This window comes from Paenibacillus sp. FSL H7-689, from assembly GCF_000517905.1.
In the GTDB taxonomy this organism is placed as follows: Bacteria; Bacillota; Bacilli; order Paenibacillales; family Paenibacillaceae; genus Paenibacillus; species Paenibacillus amylolyticus.
On the sequence record NZ_ASPU01000028.1, the window covers coordinates 275,803 to 296,303 of the forward strand.

A 20,501-nucleotide genomic window follows, 5' to 3' on the forward strand; every position below is an offset into this window, starting at 1 on the left:
ATTTGAAGAATTATCTGGATCAGACGGTTGAATTTCCTGCCCAAGGAAGAGAGAGAAAGGGGATGCAGCGATGGTCACACCGGCATACGGTTCTGGAGCATTGCCATCGGTATGGCAGCCTGAGAACCTGCAAGAACTCCAAGCGTTAAGAAGTAGACTCAAGGGGATATGTTGTTTTACGGCGGGCGGAACATTGCTGCGAACCCAATGGGAGGGCGGCTTGGTTCCAGCGCCTGAACACATGATAAGCCTGGCTCGTATTCCTGAAATGAGCGGTATATCTATTCTTGGAGATGAGATTGTCATTGGAGCAATGACCCGATTAAAGGAATGTGCTGCACAAGCGTTGCTGCATCAACTGCCGATCCTGCAAGAAGCGGTGAATGCAATTGCGGCCCCTTCCATTCGTAATGTGGCAACCATTGGCGGGAATATTGTGTCCGGAGTAGGGGATACGCTGCCTGCTTTGCTTGTATATGATGCGAAGCTGCACTGGTTGACGGATAGCGGCATTGAGATCCGCAGTGTGTCTTCCTGGCTTCAGGGTGGAAAGGATGGCAGCCGTAATCCAGGGGATGTATTAATCTCGATTCATATCCCGATGAGATCGTCCTCTCTGCTTGATGTGGACAAAGGGCACAAGCCTGCTGCACGAGAAGTTTCCTTTTACCGCAAGTTGGGTCGACGGGAGACGTTCAGTGCGTCGCTGGTGACGGTTGCGTTATACGGTGAGATTGATTTGGATAACCGCTGGACCAAGATTGCGATTGCGGCTGGTGGAGGCTCGGGCATGGCGATGCGACTTCTGGAGTCAGAACAACAGCTTCTTGGTAGCGAAGCTTCTGTCATGCAAGCGGCGACTCTCGCAACTGCTGTGGCTGACGAGTTTACAACGTTTGGCGATGCATTTGCAACAGAACAATATCGCAAACAGACCGCAGGCAATATGCTTGGCGCCGGGCTATGGGAGGCACTTCACGAATAGAAAACTTCGATCAAGCAAAGGAGGAGAGGCATCATGCTGCTGAATCGGAAACAGAGCGGGAAACGCTGGCACCTGCGGCCAGATGGGGCACCCAAAGTAACAGGCCAGCTTCAATATCTGACGGATATGACGCTACCTGACATGATTCATGGCAGAGTATTGCGAAGCGAATATCCTCATGCTCGTATACTGTCTATAGATACTTCGGAAGCTGAGGCGTTGGAAGGTGTCTATGCGGTTTTGACCTCCAAAGATGTGCCTGGTCTGAATCGTTTTGGCATAGCGACCCCGGATCAGCCTGTGTTCTGCGAGGATATTGTACGTTATGTCGGTGACGCCATTGCAGCGGTTGCTGCGGATTCCCCGGAACGTGCGGCGCTTGCACTGGATGCGATCCGTGTAGTGTATGAGGAACTCACACCTCTGAATAGTACAGACGCTGCCTTGGCTCCAGGCGCACCAGAGCTGCATGAGCATGGACCAGGTAATGTGCTTCATCGGACGGAGATTAAACGTGGAGATGCTGAGCAAGCCTTTGCCACGTGTGATCATATCGTGACTGAGACGTATTATACGCCTCGTCAGATGCATGCGTACATGGAGACAGAAGGTGGCCTGTTTGTCCCGGATGAAGAGGGAAGGCTGAATGTATACGCGGCAACGCAACACGGTTATAAAGACCGGATGCAACTTGCGCGCATTATTGGTTGCTCTGAAGAAGATATCCGGGTGGTGTCTTCACCGATTGGTGGTTCGTTTGGCGGAAAAGATGAACTAAACGTACAGCCCTATGGTGCATTGCTGGCCTTGAGATGCGGACGTCCTGTGAAAATGCATAATTCTCGTAAAGAATCCGTACGTGCAGGGCTGAAACGGCACCCAATGAAGATTGAAATGCAAACTGGCATGAGTCGAGAAGGCATCATACAGGCGCACCGTGTCCGCATTACAGCAGATACCGGAGCGTACGCCACGCTTGGCGCACCCGTGCTGAACTTCTGTACCGAGCATTGCCTTGGACCCTACGCCATTCCAAATGTGGATGTGGAAGGTGTATCTGTATATACGAATAACGGGCTGTCAGGTGAGTTTCGCGGATTTGGCGGGAATCAGGCGATTTTTGCCATGGAAGGCCAGATGGATCGACTTGCAGCAATCATGAACATGGACCCTTGGGAGTTCCGCAGACGTAATATGAGGGAAAAGAATGATCCTGGACCACTGAATCAACGCATTCTGGTTACGGATGGACTGTCCCAAGTATGGGAGGCATTGGATCGCTCCGAACTGTGGCAAAAACATCAGAGTCCCCCGGCAGATCCTACTCTACCGCCGTGGATCAAACGCGGAGTCGGAGCAGCCATCGCCATGCATGGTGCAGGGCTGGGTTACGGCATTCCGGACCCTGCCGGAGGCCGCCTGTCCCTGAACAACGAAGGCAAGATTGAGGTGGCGTTCAGCTACGAGGAATTTGGTCAGGGGCTCATTGCAACGCTGGAAATTATGTTATGTGATCTGTTCCAATGCAGTACATCGGATCTCAGTATTATCATCGGCGATACGGATCGTGTGCCCCACAGCGGATCAAGTACAGCTTCACGTTCAACAACGATGGCATGGATGGCTCTTCAACGCTTGCAGACTCCATTTCGTTCCCGTGTTCTCGCTGTCGCGTCTGAAATGTCAGGCGTTCCGGCAGATGAACTGTTAACAGGACCTGGTGGTATATGGCGCAAAGGCCAGCTTCCTGCCGAAACTTCAGAAGCAGGAAAACTAGAAAAGGATGAAAGAACTAAAGTGGCTGATATCGTTGCGGTAGGGACTGGAATTGATCAAACTGCTGAAAGTTATTTAGGCGCATCTGCATACCAGGCGAAAGAGGGAGTTTCATCAGGCTTAGTGATCTCGTATGCCGAACTCGCGACGCAGGGCGAAGCCGATGAATGGATTTTTGATACAAAGTTTGATTACCCAACTACGCCAGACAACGTGGTAGGCGGGCATTATTTGTATACGTATGCGGCGGTTGCGGCAGAGGTGGAAGTAAATACTTTGACTGGAGAAACCAAGCTTCTTGATACGCGCCATGTTGTTGCGGCAGGTCCAGTTATCAACCCTATGGGTTATATCGGACAGATTGAAGGTGGCAGTGTCATGGCGCTTGGATTCACGTTAACGGAGGATGCGGTCATGCAGGACAGCCGTTATGTAACCACGAACCTCGACACGTATCTGATCCCAACCATTCAGGATATTCATACCAATCTGGAGGTTGAGGCTATTGAAGACTTACCCGAAGGTGATGCGTTTGGTCCTAGGGGGATCGGTGAGATAGGCTCCGTTGCGCTTGCGCCGGCCATAACAGCTGCAATTCACCAGGCGACAGGCGTATGGGTTAACCGTCTTCCTGTACCGAGGGAACAACTGGTCAGACCTTTAAATGTACCTTTGCAGGAAGGAGTGAGTCCATCATGAGTAAACCACTTGAAAACAACTGGACAGCCGTTGTGAATGGCGAACAGAAACATCTGGAGATCGCGCAAACGACCCGACTTGTCGATGTGCTTCGGACTCATTTGCAACTAACGGGTACCAAAGTATCCTGCGAAGTTGGTCGCTGCGGCGCATGTATGGTTCTGATGGATGGAGAACCTGTGAATTCCTGTCTTGTCATGGCTTATCAATGTGAAGGCAGTGACATTATGACCATTGAAGGTCTGCACGGCGAGGAGAAAGGCGCTCTGCATCCAATTCAACAGGCTTTTGTGGAGGAAGGTGGCTTTCAGTGCGGCTACTGCACTCCGGGCATGGTGATCTCAACCAAGGCATTACTGGATGCACATCCTGAGCCTTCTCAAGAACAGATTGAAACAGGATTGTGCGGGAATCTGTGTCGTTGTACCGGCTACGGTGGCATTATTCGGGCGGTACGCAAGGCAGGGGAACGCTGTGTGGTAAAAGAAACGTCTACCGAGGAAACCGTAAGTTGAGGCGGGACGCAGGACGCAGACATAAGCAAGGGCAATTGAAGAAACATACGTGAAAAAGCATCCGAATAGGAATGCTTTTTTTTGTTGTTTATCAGTTTTTCTTTCAAGTGCACATCTAATGTGAGATGAAGTTTCATACGCTAAATTGATTAGATTATGAACCGTTTTCGTCAATTATCAAATCGGATGAGAGAAAGGAAATATAATGTTCAAAGTACTGGTACAAAAGAATTTCAAACATTCTCATTCACCATATATTTACAAATATTGGTGTGCATGCTATGTTTAAAATGAAAGCGCCATCATGAATGGGTTCATTGACATTTCATTATCATATTTCACTTGGGAAGGAAGATGGAATTGATGAAAAATTTGCTCAAAAAGGCAACCGCAATGATGCTGGCATTGGTCCTACTGCTTGGATTAATGACAGCGCCCGTTCATGCAGACACACCATTGTTCACCATCGAAAGCGAAGATGCGCAGCTCACCCCGGATCTTCAAGTGGTTACTTCAATCTATGGGCAACCCAAGCCCGGATTCTCAGGGGCCGGATTTGTCTGGATGCAGAACTCTGGCACATTAACCTTCACAGTAACTGTCCCGGAAACCGGCATGTACGCGATCTCCACACGATATATGCAGGAGCTCAGTGCAGATGGCAGGTCACAAAATTTAATCGTAAATGGTGTTACGAAAGGTGCGTACATGTTGCCTTACACGACAACATGGTCAGACTTCGATTTTGGCTTTCACAAGTTGAATCAGGGTGCCAACACGATTGAGCTGAAGGCTGGCTGGGGCTTCGCGTATTTTGATACTTTTACAGTGGATCATGCTGATCTGGATCCCCTGAATGTTCAGCCAGTTCTGACTGATCCAGAAGCTACACCAGAAACTCAAATTTTGATGAATTATTTAACGGAGGTCTACGGAAACAACATCATCTCTGGTCAGCAAGAGATCTATGGAGGAGGGAATGACGGAGATACAGAGCTTGAATTCGAGTGGATTCATGATCTGACCGGAAAGTATCCGGCAATCCGTGGCTTTGATCTGATGAACTATAATCCGTTGTATGGTTGGGAGGACGGTACAACCGATCGTATGATTGATTGGGTGAATAACCGTGAAGGTATTGCAACAGCTTCCTGGCATATCAATGTGCCTCGTAATTTCAATACGTATGAGCTTGGGGACTTTGTGGATTGGAAAGAGGCGACCTACAAGCCAACAGAAACGAATTTTAATACAGCCAATGCGGTAATTCCCGGTACCAAAGAGTATCAATACGTGATGATGACCATCGAGGATCTGGCAGAACAATTGCTGATTTTGCAAGATAACGATGTGCCAGTGCTTTTCCGTCCGTATCATGAAGCAGAAGGTAACGGCGGGCTGAACGGGGAAGGTGCATGGTTTTGGTGGGCTTCGGCAGGTGCAGAAGTGTACAAAGAGCTATGGGATCTGCTATATACCGAATTGACCGAGACGTATGGCTTGCACAATCTGATCTGGACCTACAACAGCTACGTATACAGCACTTCTCCTGCATGGTATCCGGGAGATGATCAGGTAGATCTTGTCGGATATGATAAATACAATACGATCTACAACCGTTATGACGGTTTGTCCGGCGTACCGAATGAAGATGCGATTACCTCGATTTTCTATAAGCTTGTTGAGTTGACGAACGGTACGAAAATGGTAGCCATGACGGAGAACGACACGATTCCAAGCGTGAAAAATCTGACAGAGGAGAAATCAGGATGGCTGTACTTCTGTCCTTGGTATGGCGAGCATCTGATGAGTTCTGCTTTTAATTATCCGGCAACATTGAAAACGCTTTATCAAAGTGATTATGTCATTACGTTGGATGAGCTGCCAAATCTAAAGGTTAACAATCCCAATCCCAGTGCATCCATCACACCTGGAAACGTTGAATTTGACAAATACACACCCAATCAAAGCGATAAAACCGTAACCGTGAATGCAAACGGCAATACGCTAACTGCTCTCCGGGCAGGCAACAATGCGTTGACCGCAACGACAGATTATACCATGAACGGAAGCACATTGCTGTTGAAAAAAGCTTATCTGGCAACCCTGCCAGTTGGTGAGCATTCGATTGTTCTGGATTTTAATCAAGGTCAGGACCCTGTGTTAAAAGTCAAAATTGTGGATTCAACACCGAGTACAAATGCTGTGATCTCTCCTGTGAATGCAACATTTGATAAAGCGACGAATTCAGCACAGGATATTACCGTATCTCTCACCTTAAACGGCCGTCAGCTTACAAGCATCACGAAGGGAAATGCTACTCTTGTATCAGGTCAGAATTATACAGCGTCCAGCTCTGCTGTTGTTCTGAACAAATCCTATCTTGCGACGCTTCCCCTGGGCCAGAACGTATTAACCTTTCACTTCAATGGAGGAAATGACGCTGTGCTAACGGTGAACGTCGTAGATAGTACGGTTACTGTGCCAGCGGGGGATTTGACGATTCAATCTTTTAACGGCAATACAAGTGCATCCACCAACGGCGTCTCACCCAAGTTCAAATTGATCAACTCAGGCAATATGGCTATTCCGTTGAGTGATGTAAAACTCCGGTATTACTATACAATTGACGGGGAGGAACCTCAGAGTTTCTGGTCCGACTGGGCCAGTATGGGCAGTGCAAATGTAACGAGCAATTTCGTTAAACTGGCGACTCCAGTTGCCGGAGCGGATCATTATCTGGAAGTGGGTTTTACAAGTGCGGCGGGATCACTGAATGCGGGCCAGAGCGCAGAGATTCAAACACGCTTTTCCAAAAACAATTGGTCGAATTACACTCAGACTAACGATTACTCGTTCAAGGCAACCGGTAGTCAGTTCGCGAACCATGATAAGGTTACCGGGTATGTGAACGGTCAGCTGGTATGGGGAATTGAGCCGTAAAGGTAGATAGCACGTTTAATGGGCTGAATCAGGGATTGAACCTCTGATCCAGCCTTTTTATGGTGTAGACGGCGTACACCGATTAAACGGAATGTTCTTTTTCACTTGTAGTATGTGACGATGTATCCATGTCTGTTAATATGCGATCTATTATCTTTTTCGTATGGCCCATGATGAATTGAAGAAGTACACCTGCACAACATACGGTTATCAACGTTCCAAGCCCGATTGGCCCACTGAGCAGAAACGCCAGAATTAAAAATACAAGGTAAATGAACGTTCTCGATACAAATAAGGGAGTTTGAGTGATTTCATGCAAGATTAATGTTAAGCGGTCAATCGGAATGGGTGCAAAATTGGTCTGTAAATAAATCGCCGTGCCGATACTTATGATCACTAAACCAATGACAAAAGTCATTAATTTGCTGTACCAAACTTCGGGTGTGATCAAGGAATCAGATACATAAAGCCAGATATCAATCCCCACACCAGTAATGAATGCGGTGACGAGCCCCAGAAACTCGGGTTTTTGCTGCTTCAAAAGCGAATTACATCCAATTAATAGGAAAGCAATGATGACCTCCCAGCTACCAACACTTAGCCCTAGATGATGTGATAGCCCTACCAGAAGTGCATCAAACGGTGAGGTGCCCAGTTCAGATTGGATGGTAAGGGAGATGCCAAGTGTTAAGATGAGAATACCTGCGACAAAAAGTACATATTTCAAATTCATTCAACCTCTTTTTCAATATTATGTTGCAAATACAACAAAATTGAGCTAAATTCAATGTAACTCTTTTTTAGTGCATTTGCAACAAACGATTAACTTGTTAAAGGAATGTGAATATAGATGACGATTCGTATAGAGATATGTACCATTGAACATGTATGTAAACTGCAGGAGATTAGTTATGAGACGTTTAATGAAACGTTTAAAGGGCAAAATTCACCCGAAAATATGAAAGCTTATCTGGAAAAGGCATTTAATAGGGTGCAATTAGAAACTGAACTGTCCATTGCGGATTCACAATTTCTTTTTATTTATGTCAACCACAAAGTGGCAGGGTACATGAAGGTAAATATCAATGATGCTCAGTCTGAGAAGATGGGTGTGGAATCTCTTGAGATCGAGCGGGTATACATCAAAAAAGAGTTCCAAAAACATGGCCTGGGTAAAGTGCTGCTTCATAAAGCCATAGAGATGGCAAAAGAACATCACAAAACGAATATTTGGTTAGGCGTGTGGGAGAAAAATGAAAATGCCATCGCATTTTATGAAAAGATGGGGTTTGTACAGACAGGAGCCCATGCGTTTTACATGGGAGATGAGGAACAGATTGATTTTATAATGACCAAAACGATACTGTAACTGGATCATCGAGGGAAAAGCTTGGGAGAAAAATGCTATTGAGCAGAATTCTTTCGGGCTTTTTTATGTTTTACCAGAACCGTTGAATAAAAAAATGAAGAAATTGACAAAGTTTAATACATAACAAATATTATGTAAACTAATTATTTTCGATGACCTTCATAAGCTGCATCTATGGCTTTAGCAAAAGTTAAAGGCCTGATTAATACATAATTAGCAGTAATATTTTGCTCAATAATCGTGAAGGCAACAGGCTGATCTCAAGGATCATCAACACAATTTATTAGTTTATTTCTACGTTTGGACAGTCAGCCGAAAATCGTTTTCGTTCGTAGTCTGTTAGATAACGTTAAGTCTTAATAATCAGAATATAAGTTGTATATACCTCATGTTAAAAGAACTTTTTGTACATGAAACGGACGTGTTAATCCACCATGTTGAATTATTTAGTTTTAGAGCGGGAAATGGAAATTAAAATTAATATTTCAAGTAAGAAATCAGGAGGATTGGACTCTTAAAACCAGCCGGAAAAAGGAGCGAAATCGATCAATATATTAATTGGATAAATAAGGTATATATTGTTAAGAAGGCGCTACTACGCTGATTATAGATCAATTTCATATGGATTTGCGATGGATTTAGTACCGCTTTCACGTTATGCTTTTGGAAATTGGAAAGGAAGTGGGAAAAATGGAACGCGAACTGGCGTTGGAAATTGTCAGAGTAACAGAATTGGCTGCGTTAGCTTCAGCACCTTGGATGGGACGAGGCGACAAGAACAGTGCAGATGAAGCGGCTACTTTGGCCATGCGCGCCATGTTCGATTCCGTGTCCATTCGCGGCACGGTGGTAATCGGTGAAGGAGAAATGGATGAAGCACCCATGTTGTACATCGGCGAGGAAGTAGGCAACGCTGAGGGGCCTGAGGTTGACGTGGCTGTAGACCCGCTCGAAGGTACAGAAATCGTGGCCAAAGGACTAAACAACGCTCTATCGGTTATTGCAGTGGCGGGAAAAGGTAACCTGCTCCACGCACCGGACATGTATATGGAGAAACTGGCGGTAGGGCCTGCGCTTGTAGGCAAGGTCAGCATTGAAGACCCGGTTGAAGTCACACTGGAGAAAGCCGCTGCTGCATTGAACAAAAACATCTCGGACCTCACTGTGATGATTCTGGATCGTGTGCGACACGAGAGTACCATCAAGACGCTACGCAAGGTTGGCGTACGGATCAAGTTTCTCAGTGACGGTGATGTTGCGGGTGCGATGGCACCGGCCTTCCCGGAGGCGGGCATTGATCTGTATGTCGGATCTGGAGGAGCGCCAGAAGGTGTGCTGGCTGCCGCAGCGCTATCTTGCCTTGGGGGTGAGATCCAAGGTCGTCTGATGCCTGCCAACGCAGACGAATTCCAGCGCTGCTTGCAGATGGGGATCGATAATCCCTACAAAGTGTTAACGATGCAGGATATGATCGGCACGGAGGATGTCATTTTTGCCGCAACGGGTGTGACGCCAGGTGAGATCTTGGGAGGGGTACGATATCTTGCGGATGATCGTGCCGAGACGGATTCGATAGTTATGCGTGCCAAAACCAAAACAATTCGGTTTATTCGTTCCCAACACTTCCTGCCGAACAAAGAAGTGTTGCACAAAGTAAGACAGCTCCAATCCACGCCAGAACCCTCGGATCGCATTCCGAGTCATGCGAAAACGATGGAGCAAGCTGAGTTTAGTCAATCCTCCGTTGATCTTGGCGTTACAACGACGTTGTGAGCTGCACTCCCCATAATTGAACAAACAGGATCAACTGAAATCGTTGTATTTAAGGTTGATAAGTAACTTGAACCCCTAAGATTACAGGGCACGGATTCAATGAAAGTACCATCTCTGGCAAGATAATAATGAGGGCTTGGATTAACCCGAGCTCTCATTATTTTTTGTGTCAAAAGCATTGACAACGGTTACATGGCATGAGAAAATGTACGCGCGTACATAAATATCGATTTTTAATTATTACATCATTAATAGGTGAGCTAGAAGGGGGTGAAATTCATGGCATCTCGTAAAGAAGTGGCTGATCTTGCGGGTGTTTCCGAGGCGACGGTCTCCCGGGTGCTTAATGGGGTAGGTCCTATTAAAGAAGAGACACGCCGCAAGGTTCTTGAAGCTTCCGAACAGTTAGGCTATGTGCCCAGCGCGCTTGCTCGCAGTTTTGCCAGAAGTAAAAGCGGAAACCTTGGCGTGGTATTACCTTATGTTCCGAAGGCGCATCTGTTCTCGGCGTATTTCTTCTCGGAAATGCTGAGTGGGATTGGTAGCAAAGCCAGAGACAATAGCATGGACCTGTTGGTTATGTTCCGAACACCCGGTGAAGTGATGAATTATACGGATCTGTTCCGGCGTCAGAAAGTGGATGCCTGCATTATCCTTGGTGCCAGAGATGATCATGAAGAACTGGCGGCCATGCAGCAACTTCATCAGGAAGGACACCCATTCTGTGTCATGAATCAGCATTTTGAGGGCCAATCGTTCACGGAAGTGGATGCGGATCATGTGGAAGGAAGCAGACTTGCCATACGTCATCTTACGGATCAGGGGTATCGCAAAATCGCTTTTCTCAATGGTCCAGACAGCTATTCCAACAGCCAGGAGCGAATGGAAGGCGTTTGTCTTGGCCTGCAAGAAGCAGGTATGGAGCTGGAGCCGAGTCTATTGCTTAAAGGGAATTATAGTAGAAGAAGTGGCATTGAGGCGGCAGCGATTGTAGCAGATCGCCTACATGAGATTGATGCTGTATTTGCGGCCAATGACCGGATGGCCATTGGTGTCATGCATGGTTTACGTGAGCGGGGAATAGGGCCTGCGGATTTTCCTGCATTTGTGGGTTATGACGACTCCGATGCCGCCGAGATGGCGGTTCCGCCGCTGAGCAGCGTCAGGGTTCCATTTTTTGAGATGGGTGAACTTGCAGTATCGAAGCTTATGCATGGGTCTGTGGGTGATACACATGAAGCGAATAACTCTGTTGTAGCGGTACCCAAATCTGCGAGAGCGTTGTTGCCTACCGAACTGATTATCCGTGCTTCTTCTATCCGTCAATAGTTTATTGGTACACATATTGAAAGACTTTTTATTATTCCAAAGGAGGAAATGATCATGTCAAATCGTCTTCGTGTCGGAATGGTTGGATACAAGTTTATGGGGAAGGCCCACAGTAATGCCTATCGCAGTCTGCCGATGTTTTTCCCGTCTGCTCCGTTGCAGCCTGAGATGTCTGTGATCTGTGGACGTAACGAGCAAGGAGTTCAAGAGGCGGCGAATCAGTTCGGCTGGTCCGAAAGTGTGACTGATTGGCGTGAACTAGTGAAGCGGGATGATATCGATCTGATTGATATTAACGCGCCAAGTGATGCCCATAAGGAAATTGCGTTGGAAGCAGCTCGTCAGGGCAAACATCTGTTTTGTGAGAAACCACTGGCCCTGTCGCTTGCAGATTCGCGCGAGATGCTTCAGGCAGCAGAGGATGCTGGAGTCGCACATATGGTCGGGTTCAACTACCGTTTCTCACCAGCGGTGCAATTAGCGAAGGATCTGGTGGAGAGCGGACGACTGGGTAAGATCTATCATTTCCGTGCTTTTTTCTTGCAGGACTGGATCATGGATCCTTCGTTCCCGCTGGTATGGCGTTTACAAAAAGAAGTGGCTGGCTCCGGTTCCCATGGGGATCTGGGCGCGCACTTAATCGATCTGGCTCGTTTCCTTGTTGGTGAATTTCAGGAAGTCATCGGCATGAGCGAAACCTTCATCAAAGAAAGACCACTTGCAGCAGAGATGACCGGGCTGAGTGCAAAGGGCAGTTCGAATGCGGATGCACCGAAAGGAGAAGTGACCGTCGACGACGCTACGTTGTTCCTGGCAAGATTCGCAGGAGGTGCGCTGGGCAGCTTCGAGGCTACACGTTTTGCAGCGGGGCATCGCAGTACGAACTCGTTTGAGATTAACGGCAGTCTCGGCAGTGTACGATTTGATTTTGAGCGGATGAACGAACTGGAAGTGTATTTCACAAAGGATGAAGAGGACGTACAGGGATTCCGCCGTGTACTGGCAACCGATCCGGCACATAAATATGCTGAAGCTTGGTGGCCTGCTGGACATACGATTGGATTTGAGCACACGTTCACCCATGAAATGCTGGAGCTGGTGACAGCGATCTCTGAAGGACGCCAACCATCACCGAGTTTCCACGATGGGGTCGCTTGTCAGGCTGTACTGGAAGCGGTAGAACGTTCGGTAACAGAACGGCGATGGGTGACGCTTGAAGAGATGTGAGCAAGCAAGACAGTGACGTCAGAAATAAGGTTGAACACATAAAACTAGGCGAAAGCGAGTGAATAAACGATGAGTAAAGCACTGATTGTATGGGGCGGCTGGGATGGACATGAACCGGAGCAGGTAGCAGCGATTTTTGAGCGTATTTTGAAGGAAGAACAGTTTGAGGTTGAGGTCTCAAATACGTTGGAGTCTTATGCGGATGCAGAGAAGCTGCTGGGTCTGGATCTGATTGTGCCTTTGTGGACAATGGGACAGATTGAGCAAGAACTCGTCAATAACGTATCAGCGGCTGTTCAGAGCGGTGTGGGCTTGGCTGGTCTTCATGGCGGGATGTGTGATGCCTTCCGAAATAACGTAGACTGGCAGTTTATGACGGGTGGACAATGGGTTGCCCATCCAGGTAACGATGGTGTGGAGTATATGGTGAACATGAAGCGTGGCTCTAGCCCGTTATTGGATCATATTGAAGATTTTCAGGTGAAAAGTGAACAGTACTACCTGCACGTAGACCCGGCAGTGGAAGTGCTGGCAACAACTCGTTTCCCAGTGGTAACTGGTCCGCATGCAGCGAATGGGCCCGTAGATATGCCTGTTGTCTGGACGAAACGCTGGGGCGCAGGACGGGTATTCTACAACTCCCTGGGACATCATGCAGACATTGTAGACATGAAACCCGTGACTGAAATGATGCGCAGTGGGTTCAAATGGACAGCAGCAGGCAAAGAACTTGCCAAGAGTCGAGTAAGTTCAGCAACCGAAGTGTACACAGGTATGGCGGACAACCAGAACTAATGAGATTGTAGTTGGATTGCAAACGTAACTTCAGTGTTAACCATTCATCCTCAATGGATAAACCATTTCTGATCCACGGCGAAGGGAGCCCCAGGTATGAAAACAATGAAAGTAGGCATTATTGGCTGCGGTAAAATCAGCGGTATTTATATGGAAAACTGTAACCGGTTCGAGGTGCTGGAACTTGTTGCTGTTGCGGATCTCGACCGGAAACGTGCCGAGGAGCAGGCAGCAGCCTATAACGTGCCTAACGTATACAGCGTCGACGAAATCTTGGCTGATCCCGAGATTGAGCTGATCATCAACCTGACGATTCCTTCCGTTCATGCGAATGTATGCTTGCGGGCGCTTGAATCTGGCAAACATGTTTATGTAGAAAAACCGCTCGCGGTTACCCGTGAAGAAGGGCAGGCCGTGCTCGAAACAGCGAAGCGTAAAGGATTGCTCGTGGGTTGTGCACCAGAAACGTTCTTTGGTTCAGGCATCCAGACTTCACTTCAATTGGTGGAGGAAGGGGTAATCGGCAAGCCGGTGGCGGCGACCGCATTTATGATGAGTCGTGGTCATGAGCACTGGCACCCAGATCCGGAGTTTTATTACGCGTCAGGCGGTGGGCCAATGTTTGACATGGGTCCGTACTACCTCACCGCATTGGTCCAACTAATGGGCCCGATCAAGTCAATTGCAGGCATGACGGGTAAAGCCATGGAAGAACGGACGATTACGAGTGAGAAAAAGAGAGGTCAGACGGTTCCCGTCGAAATTCCAACTCACGTTACCGGTCTGTTACAGTTTGAACAGGGAGCCATTGGCACACTGATTACAAGTTTTGACGTATTTGGCGGAAGTGCATTGCCACCGATTGAGATATATGGCACGCACGGTACATTGCAGGTACCTGACCCCAACACCTTTGGTGGTCCGGTTCGTTATCGCTTGCTGGGTGAACATGAATGGACGGAAGTTCCGCTCCTCCCAGGATATCAGGAAAATACACGCGGCATCGGTGTGGCAGATATGGCCTATGCAGCACATAGTGGACGTGCACACCGTGCGAGTGGGGAACTGGCATACCACGTACTTGAGGCCATGTGGGCATTCCACGATTCATCAGATGAACAGACGTTCTACCAGATGAAAAGCTCGTGTCAGCGCCCGGCTGCATTGCCGGTGGATCTGCCATTGTATACATTGGATAAATAAGATAGCCATTATGACTTATATCATGATAAACAGCCCCTTTTCTTTCGAACAAGGAAAGGGGCTGTTTTTTATTAAATCAAAAAAATCTGGGAATAACAGCGATCGGAATGTTGTTCTGTCATTGGAGTGTCCAGTGTAAATATTCTTTAGTCCAACTTATATATCCATTTAGGGCTCAAATCCCGCCTGACTGATCCAGATCTCATCCTCGGCAAAATAGTCTTTCATCCGCTGAACTACAGTCTGATACGCATCTGGATGATACCAATGCTCCATCCCCACTTGCTGATAGAGCGACTCCATGCCGAGTCGCCGGGTTCGCTTGCCCTCGCTGCCATCACCCATGAAATAATCGTCAATGCATACACGCTGAACCAGAGGTCTCAAGATGGCAGCAAACTGTTCACTGCTGGGTAATACGGGAGCAATCGCAACCTGCGTTGGTATTCCGGCATCCCGCAACTGTTCCAGTGCACGTAATCGGCCTGCAATTGGGGGAGCGGAAGGACTGAAATGCTTCCGCATATCGTCCAGATCTGTCTCCACCGTCATACTGACCCGAACCCGGTCACCTAACTGTTGTAACAGATCTATATCCCGGGTAACGAGTGGACTGCGGGTCTGGACTAATACAAAATCGGGTGGATGCTGTAACATGGTTTCAAGCAATGAACGCGTGATACACTCCTTGTATTCGGCGGGTTGATACGGGTCGGTACTGGATGACATGAACAGAGTGACTTTCCCTTTGGTCTGGGCACGCTGCAACTCTTTGGCGAACACCCGGGAGGCCTCTTGTTTTACATCCACCCAGCTCCCCCAATCCTCTTTACGAAATAGGGAGACAGGCATCTGTCTGACATAACAATAAGAACAACCGAAGGCGCAGCCTGTGTAAGGATTCAGTGTATGTGTATAGCCATTAAGGAACCCTGTCCCCTTGTTGAGTAACGTTTTGGGTACTTTGTAAGTAAGATTTGTCTTCATAAGTTCTCATGCCTTTCGCGGTAGTGTGCAGGTGTGAGACCTGTGTGTTTGCGAAATACAGTAATGAAATAAGCTGAGTTAGGTATACCGACATGGCGGCCAATATCGGTGACGGTAAGTCCGGTATGTTCAAGCAACTTCCGGGCTTCGGTAATTCGTTTATCCTGAATATATTGAACCGGTGTGCGGCCTGTAATCCGCTTGAACACACGATGCAGATGATAAGGACTGCCATGACTTACAGTGGCAAGGACATCCAAGGTTAGAGGTTCGGCGTAATGATGTTCGATGTAATCCGTGATCCCGTATATCCACTCCTGATCAGGTACCCGCTCGCCTGTAGGTTTACAACGTTTGCAGGGTCTGAACTTTCGTGCCAATGCTTCTTCAACATGTTGAAATATCAGCACATTTTCAGCTTTGGGTGCTCTGGACTTACAGGAAGGTCGGCAAAAGATACCCGTTGTCTGCACACCGTAAAAGAACGTTCCATCATAAGAATTATCGTTGTGGATGATGGCGTGCCAGTATTTTTCATCTATAGATTCGGGCAGTATGCGATCTTGATCTCGACTTTCCACGGTGATCACCTCATCTCTAATTATACCCTTGATTCGAAGGGATTGACGAAGTTCTAACTTAAAAAGCAAGATATCAATATTTGGGGATATGGCCCCTTCCTTCAATCTGAACGAAATATGAGCTACAATATACAGGATGGAAGTGGTTTATATCTCAAATGAAATTTATAGATGAAAGAGGTAGGTAAGCATGGTTCGTTTTGGCGTAGTGGGTACCAACTGGATTACAGAAAGGCTTCTTGAAGCCGCAGCACAGGTTGAAGGATTCAAATTAACCGCTGTGTATTCCAGAACTGAAGATAAGGCTAATGCATTCGCAGATAAATATGATGTTGAACACCGATTCACCGATCTGGAAGAGTTGGCGGCAAGTGATGTGATTGATGCAGTCTACATTGCAACACCAAATACGGTTCATGCAGAGCAGGCTGAGCTTTTTCTGAGAAACGGTAAACATGTATTGTGCGAGAAACCTCTGGCTGCAAATAGCGCCGAAGTTCGGAGCATGATCGATACAGCACGAGAACACGAGGTTCTGCTCATGGAAGCGATGAAATCGACCCTTGTTCCCCAGTTCAAAATGGTGCAGAAGAGCCTGCATAAAATCGGTCCTGTCCGCAAATACGTAGCAGGATACTCTCAGTATTCTTCGCGTTACGACAAGTACAAAGAGGGGATTGTCCTGAACGCGTTCAAGCCTGAACTCGCTAATGGGGCGTTAATGGATCTCGGTGTGTATTGTCTCTATCCATTGATTACGTTGTTCGGTGCACCTAACCGGGTTCAATCCCAAGCGATGATGCTGGAATCTGGCGTGGATGGACAAGGTAGTGTGCTGCTGGACTATGATGGGATGGATGCGGTCGTTACATACTCCAAAATCTCCAACTCTCATCTACCAAGCGAAATCATGGGTGAGCTGGGCAGCATCATCATTGACAAGATTGGCTCACCGGAACATGCAGAGATACGTTACAATGACGGTACGGTGGAGCAGCTCACAGTCGAACAAAACCATCCGGCGATGTATTATGAAGTGGAGGAGTTCGTGAATCTGGTTGAGCAGGGCCAAAAAGAGTCTGACATGAACACGTATGAACGCTCTTATGTGACGATGCAAGTCATGGATCAGATTCGGAAGCAGATTGGGCTTGTGTTCCCCAACGATTGATTCAAGCGCAGGAAAGGAAGCTGAGACGAGATGAGCAGAGATGAGCAGAGCAACAGTAAAGAAGTGCAGAAGAACAGTAGAGAAGATCAGCAGTCCAATGATTCTGGAGGTTTGGAACTGAAACAGATCGTTTTCATAGGAAGAACCTTCGAAGAATATATGAAGATGTTCAACCTGACGGTGGACGAGATTAATGGCAAGTCTATTCTGGATTGTCCAGGTGGAGCATGTTCGTTCAGTAGCCAGGCGCGCAAGTTGGGTGCTGATCCCGTGGCCGTGGATATTGCCTACGAATACGAGATCGACGAGCTTGAAGTAAAGGGATTTCAGGACATTGAGCATACGATGAAACAGATGGAACCCGTGCAAGGGATATATGTGTGGGATCAATTTGGATCAATCCAGGGGTTAAAGGAAGAACGAACTCGTGCCATCACAGATTGCATCGCAGATATGAGAATGTTTCCTGACAGTTATGTGGCGTCTGTGCTCCCGGATCTACCCTTTGCAGATGAACAATTCGATCTGACGTTATCCGCCCATTTCCTGTTTACTTATGCGGATCGATTGGATGTTGATTTTCATGTTGCAACCATAATGGAGTTGCTGCGCGTGACCAAACAAGAGGTTCGCATTTTTCCAACAGTGGATCTGTCTGGTGAACGTTACAAACACATGGATGCTTTAAAATTAATACTCGAAGAGCGTGGGTGCACGGTATCCGAAGAACCAACTTCATATGAGTTTCAACGGAATGCTCACACCATGCTTCAAATTGTTAAACATAATTGAACATGATAGGAGGTTTTTTGGATGAATAAAGTACTTATACTTGGGGGTACACGTTTTTTTGGCAAACGTCTTGTGGATCACTTGCTGTGGGAAGGGAAGTCTCAGATCACAGTCGCAACTCGTGGTAAAACGGATGTTGACTTCGGACCCGAAGTAAACCGAATCAAGATGGATCGTGAAGACCCGGAATCTCTGGCAGAGGTTGCGCAGACAGACATGTGGGATGTTGTGTACGATAATATCTGTTATTCCCCAGATGCGGCGAAAGCGGCATGTGAATCTTTTGCAGGGCGCACCAAAAGATACGTTCTGACATCCACACTCTCGGTGTACGGTGATCCCAGACCTGGATTTAAGGAAACGGATTTTGACCCGTATACATATCCATTGCAGTATGGAAGTGCAGAGGATTTTTCGTATGGAGAAGGCAAACGGCTTGCGGAGGCTGTATTTTTCCAGGAAGCTGATTTCCCGGTTGTGGCGATGCGCATTCCCATTGTACTCGGGATTGATGATTATACGAGAAGACTTCATTTTCATATTGAACATGTGCAAAAAGGAAAACCGATCGGTATGCCAAATCCGGATGCGGAGATTGGATTTATCAATTCCACCGAAGCGGCAAGATTTCTCGCTTGGCTTGGACATTCGTCCATTACCGGTCCGGTGAATGCAGCTTCCAAGGGTGCGATTACGCTGTCAGCCATGATACATCTGATCGAGACGGTCACGGGCATGCAGTCCCAGATCCTCACGGAAACGGTGAAAGAGGACATGTCACCCTTCGGAATTGAGCAATCATGGACGATGGAGACGACCAAAGCTGAACAAGCGGGATATACGTTCGAACCTCTGATGGACTGGTTCCCGGGACTCGTTCGTGAGGTCGCTCTTGCATTACAGTCGGAGCGGTAGAATATCGGCTCGGATGGAACTGAAATGAAACTGAATGAACCTGTCTAACCAACCAGTTCGGACGAACGGGTCATTCTAACGAATGAACATCAAACAGGGTGCAACCAGAGCGTAATCTCCGCTGCACCCTGTTTATGTTGTACATTTTTCGAATTTGAACGGGACCTAATCCAGATAAGTGGGACTAATCATTACACGATAATATTTAGTCAACTCACGCGCTTAACTCTATTTTTGCTCACGTGGAGCAGTAGCTGAAGCCCGTATGCGCAGTTCTGACGGTAGAATGAGGGTTTGGGCTTCGGAAGGGGACTTACCCTCAATTCGGTCAATCAGCATCTGTACACCCTGAAACCCAAATTCATATGCTGGCTGTGCAGCTACAGTCAGGAAAGGGTCGAAGGCAGAAGCCAGATCCAGATCGTCGAAACACACAACAGAAATGTCTTCTGGTACACGTAGTCCCCGTTTGCGCAAAAGCCGAATGACCCCAATCGCCAGCATGTTGTTGGCTGCAAAAATGGCTGTTGGTTGATTTGGTTGAGAGAGTAGTCGATCGAGTCCCTCTACATCACTGAAATCCCGGTACCCGGTTCGAAGCACAAGCTCGGGATCAATATCAGCTCCGGCCTCTCGTAAACCCGCTATATAACCTTCCTCCCGCAGTCTGGCGGTAGAAACCTCCGAAGAACCATTGACCAGTGCAATGCGCTGGTGCCCCAATTGCACCAGATATCGGATCAGAGCAATCGCGCCTTCCCGGCTATCTCCAGCAATGATATCTGACGTAATGCCAGGTACGGTGCGGTCCAGAAAGACAAACGGAATGTGACGTTCCTGCAGCTGTTTCAGATGTTGGAGAGAACGATCTCCCGCTGGGGCAAAGAGTACACCATCCACACGAGTAGACAGAATCGCATCTACATAATCCTTTTCCTTTTTGTAATCCTCGTCACTATTGCCGAATAAAAGACGGTACCCACGAAGATGGGCTGCATCTTCAGCACCACGCGCCAGTGTTGTATAAAAAGGGTTGGTAATATCCGTAATAAGCAGGGAGAGCATCTGGGTTCGTTGAAGCACAAGGCTGCGTGCATTGGAGTTCGGGATGTAACCCAGTTCGTCGATCACCTGTTGCACACGTTCACGTGTCGCGGAACTTATACGGCCTGTATGATTAATGACCTTGGAGACCGTCATGGCGGAGACGTTGGCTTTTTTGGCAATATCGTAAATGGTAATCATTAGAATCTAACCTTTCCGCAACATAGTCTTACCATTCTATAGGATAATGCCAATTGACAGCAAGATAGGCTCATGCTATGTTAGGGTTACCGATAACCCTAACAGGTTTCTGAACGTCTTTACTACATAAACCATTTCGTTGAATTCGCTCATGCACGTTCCATTTTCTTGAATAGAGGAACTACATACATAGCTA

General features: G+C 47.5%; 17 protein-coding genes. 13 read left to right on the plus strand and 4 right to left on the minus strand.

The features are described 5' to 3' along the window. Positions 1-70 precede the first annotated feature (70 nt). The 4 genes from C170_RS20880 (at position 71) to C170_RS20895 (ending at position 6,918) form a co-directional block, all read left to right on the plus strand. Positions 71-985 (plus strand): FAD binding domain-containing protein, encoded by a 915-nt coding sequence (locus tag C170_RS20880; RefSeq protein ID WP_036613766.1) that lies wholly within the window; start codon positions 71-73, stop codon positions 983-985. 33 nt (positions 986-1,018) lie between these two features. Continuing rightward, complete coding sequence (locus tag C170_RS20885) at positions 1,019-3,460, plus strand: molybdopterin cofactor-binding domain-containing protein (protein WP_036613767.1); 2,442 nt, start codon at positions 1,019-1,021, stop codon at positions 3,458-3,460. Then, positions 3,457-3,975, plus strand: a complete 519-nt coding sequence (locus C170_RS20890) for a (2Fe-2S)-binding protein (protein WP_036613768.1) — start codon at positions 3,457-3,459, stop codon at positions 3,973-3,975. Before C170_RS20885 ends, C170_RS20890 begins: the two co-directional genes overlap by 4 nt. A 363-nt stretch (positions 3,976-4,338) precedes the next feature. Then, the gene (locus C170_RS20895) at positions 4,339-6,918 is read left to right on the plus strand and encodes a X2-like carbohydrate binding domain-containing protein (protein WP_036613770.1); all 2,580 of its coding nucleotides are present in this window, start codon (positions 4,339-4,341) and stop codon (positions 6,916-6,918) included. Positions 6,919-7,000: 82 nt separating this feature from the next. Here C170_RS20895 and C170_RS20900 read toward each other — a convergent pair whose 3' ends face one another. Then, entirely contained in the window at positions 7,001-7,645 is a 645-nt protein-coding gene (locus C170_RS20900; protein WP_036613993.1) for a YczE/YyaS/YitT family protein, read from the minus strand. Positions 7,646-7,768: 123 nt separating this feature from the next. Between C170_RS20900 and C170_RS20905 the strand changes: the two genes are divergently transcribed. The 6 genes from C170_RS20905 (at position 7,769) to C170_RS20930 (ending at position 14,614) form a co-directional block, all read left to right on the plus strand. Further along, positions 7,769-8,287, plus strand: coding sequence for a GNAT family N-acetyltransferase (locus C170_RS20905; RefSeq protein ID WP_036613772.1), 519 nt, complete (start codon positions 7,769-7,771; stop codon positions 8,285-8,287). 690 nt (positions 8,288-8,977) lie between these two features. After that, positions 8,978-10,060, plus strand: coding sequence for a class II fructose-bisphosphatase (glpX, locus tag C170_RS20910; RefSeq protein WP_036613775.1), 1,083 nt, complete (start codon positions 8,978-8,980; stop codon positions 10,058-10,060). A gap of 279 nt (positions 10,061-10,339) precedes the next feature. Next, positions 10,340-11,389 carry a LacI family DNA-binding transcriptional regulator gene (locus C170_RS20915; protein WP_036613777.1) on the plus strand — a complete coding sequence of 350 codons (1,050 nt, stop codon included), beginning with the start codon at positions 10,340-10,342 and terminating at the stop codon, positions 11,387-11,389. A gap of 54 nt (positions 11,390-11,443) precedes the next feature. After that, complete coding sequence (locus C170_RS20920) at positions 11,444-12,616, plus strand: Gfo/Idh/MocA family protein (RefSeq protein WP_036613779.1); 1,173 nt, start codon at positions 11,444-11,446, stop codon at positions 12,614-12,616. A 69-nt stretch (positions 12,617-12,685) separates the two neighbouring features. Beyond that, entirely contained in the window at positions 12,686-13,411 is a 726-nt protein-coding gene (locus tag C170_RS20925; RefSeq protein ID WP_036613781.1) for a ThuA domain-containing protein, read from the plus strand. 96 nt (positions 13,412-13,507) lie between these two features. Then, on the plus strand, positions 13,508-14,614 hold the full coding sequence (locus C170_RS20930; RefSeq protein ID WP_036613782.1) for a Gfo/Idh/MocA family protein: 1,107 nt from the start codon (positions 13,508-13,510) through the stop codon (positions 14,612-14,614). A gap of 168 nt (positions 14,615-14,782) precedes the next feature. Here C170_RS20930 and C170_RS20935 read toward each other — a convergent pair whose 3' ends face one another. Together C170_RS20935 and C170_RS20940 are read right to left on the minus strand one after the other, a co-directional pair. Then, a complete protein-coding gene (locus C170_RS20935) occupies positions 14,783-15,601 on the minus strand; it encodes an SPL family radical SAM protein (protein ID WP_036613783.1) in 819 nt (272 codons plus the stop codon). Continuing rightward, positions 15,598-16,182 (minus strand): bifunctional transcriptional activator/DNA repair enzyme AdaA, encoded by a 585-nt coding sequence (locus C170_RS20940; protein WP_200868514.1) that lies wholly within the window; start codon positions 16,180-16,182, stop codon positions 15,598-15,600. The genes C170_RS20935 and C170_RS20940 overlap by 4 nt, the downstream gene beginning before the upstream one ends. 190 nt (positions 16,183-16,372) lie before the next feature. Between C170_RS20940 and C170_RS20945 the strand changes: the two genes are divergently transcribed. Genes C170_RS20945 through C170_RS20955 form a run of 3 tightly spaced genes read left to right on the plus strand, consistent with a single transcriptional unit; the run spans position 16,373 to position 19,060 of the window. Then, positions 16,373-17,353 (plus strand): Gfo/Idh/MocA family protein, encoded by a 981-nt coding sequence (locus tag C170_RS20945; protein WP_036613784.1) that lies wholly within the window; start codon positions 16,373-16,375, stop codon positions 17,351-17,353. A 30-nt stretch (positions 17,354-17,383) separates the two neighbouring features. Beyond that, complete coding sequence (locus C170_RS20950) at positions 17,384-18,145, plus strand: SAM-dependent methyltransferase (protein ID WP_081746007.1); 762 nt, start codon at positions 17,384-17,386, stop codon at positions 18,143-18,145. Positions 18,146-18,166: 21 nt separating this feature from the next. Further along, complete coding sequence (locus tag C170_RS20955) at positions 18,167-19,060, plus strand: NAD-dependent epimerase/dehydratase family protein (RefSeq protein WP_036613785.1); 894 nt, start codon at positions 18,167-18,169, stop codon at positions 19,058-19,060. A 228-nt stretch (positions 19,061-19,288) separates the two neighbouring features. On the opposite strand, the gene C170_RS20960 is transcribed toward C170_RS20955, so the two are convergent. Further along, the gene (locus tag C170_RS20960; protein ID WP_036613786.1) at positions 19,289-20,305 is read right to left on the minus strand and encodes a LacI family DNA-binding transcriptional regulator; all 1,017 of its coding nucleotides are present in this window, start codon (positions 20,303-20,305) and stop codon (positions 19,289-19,291) included. Positions 20,306-20,501: the final 196 nt, after the last annotated feature.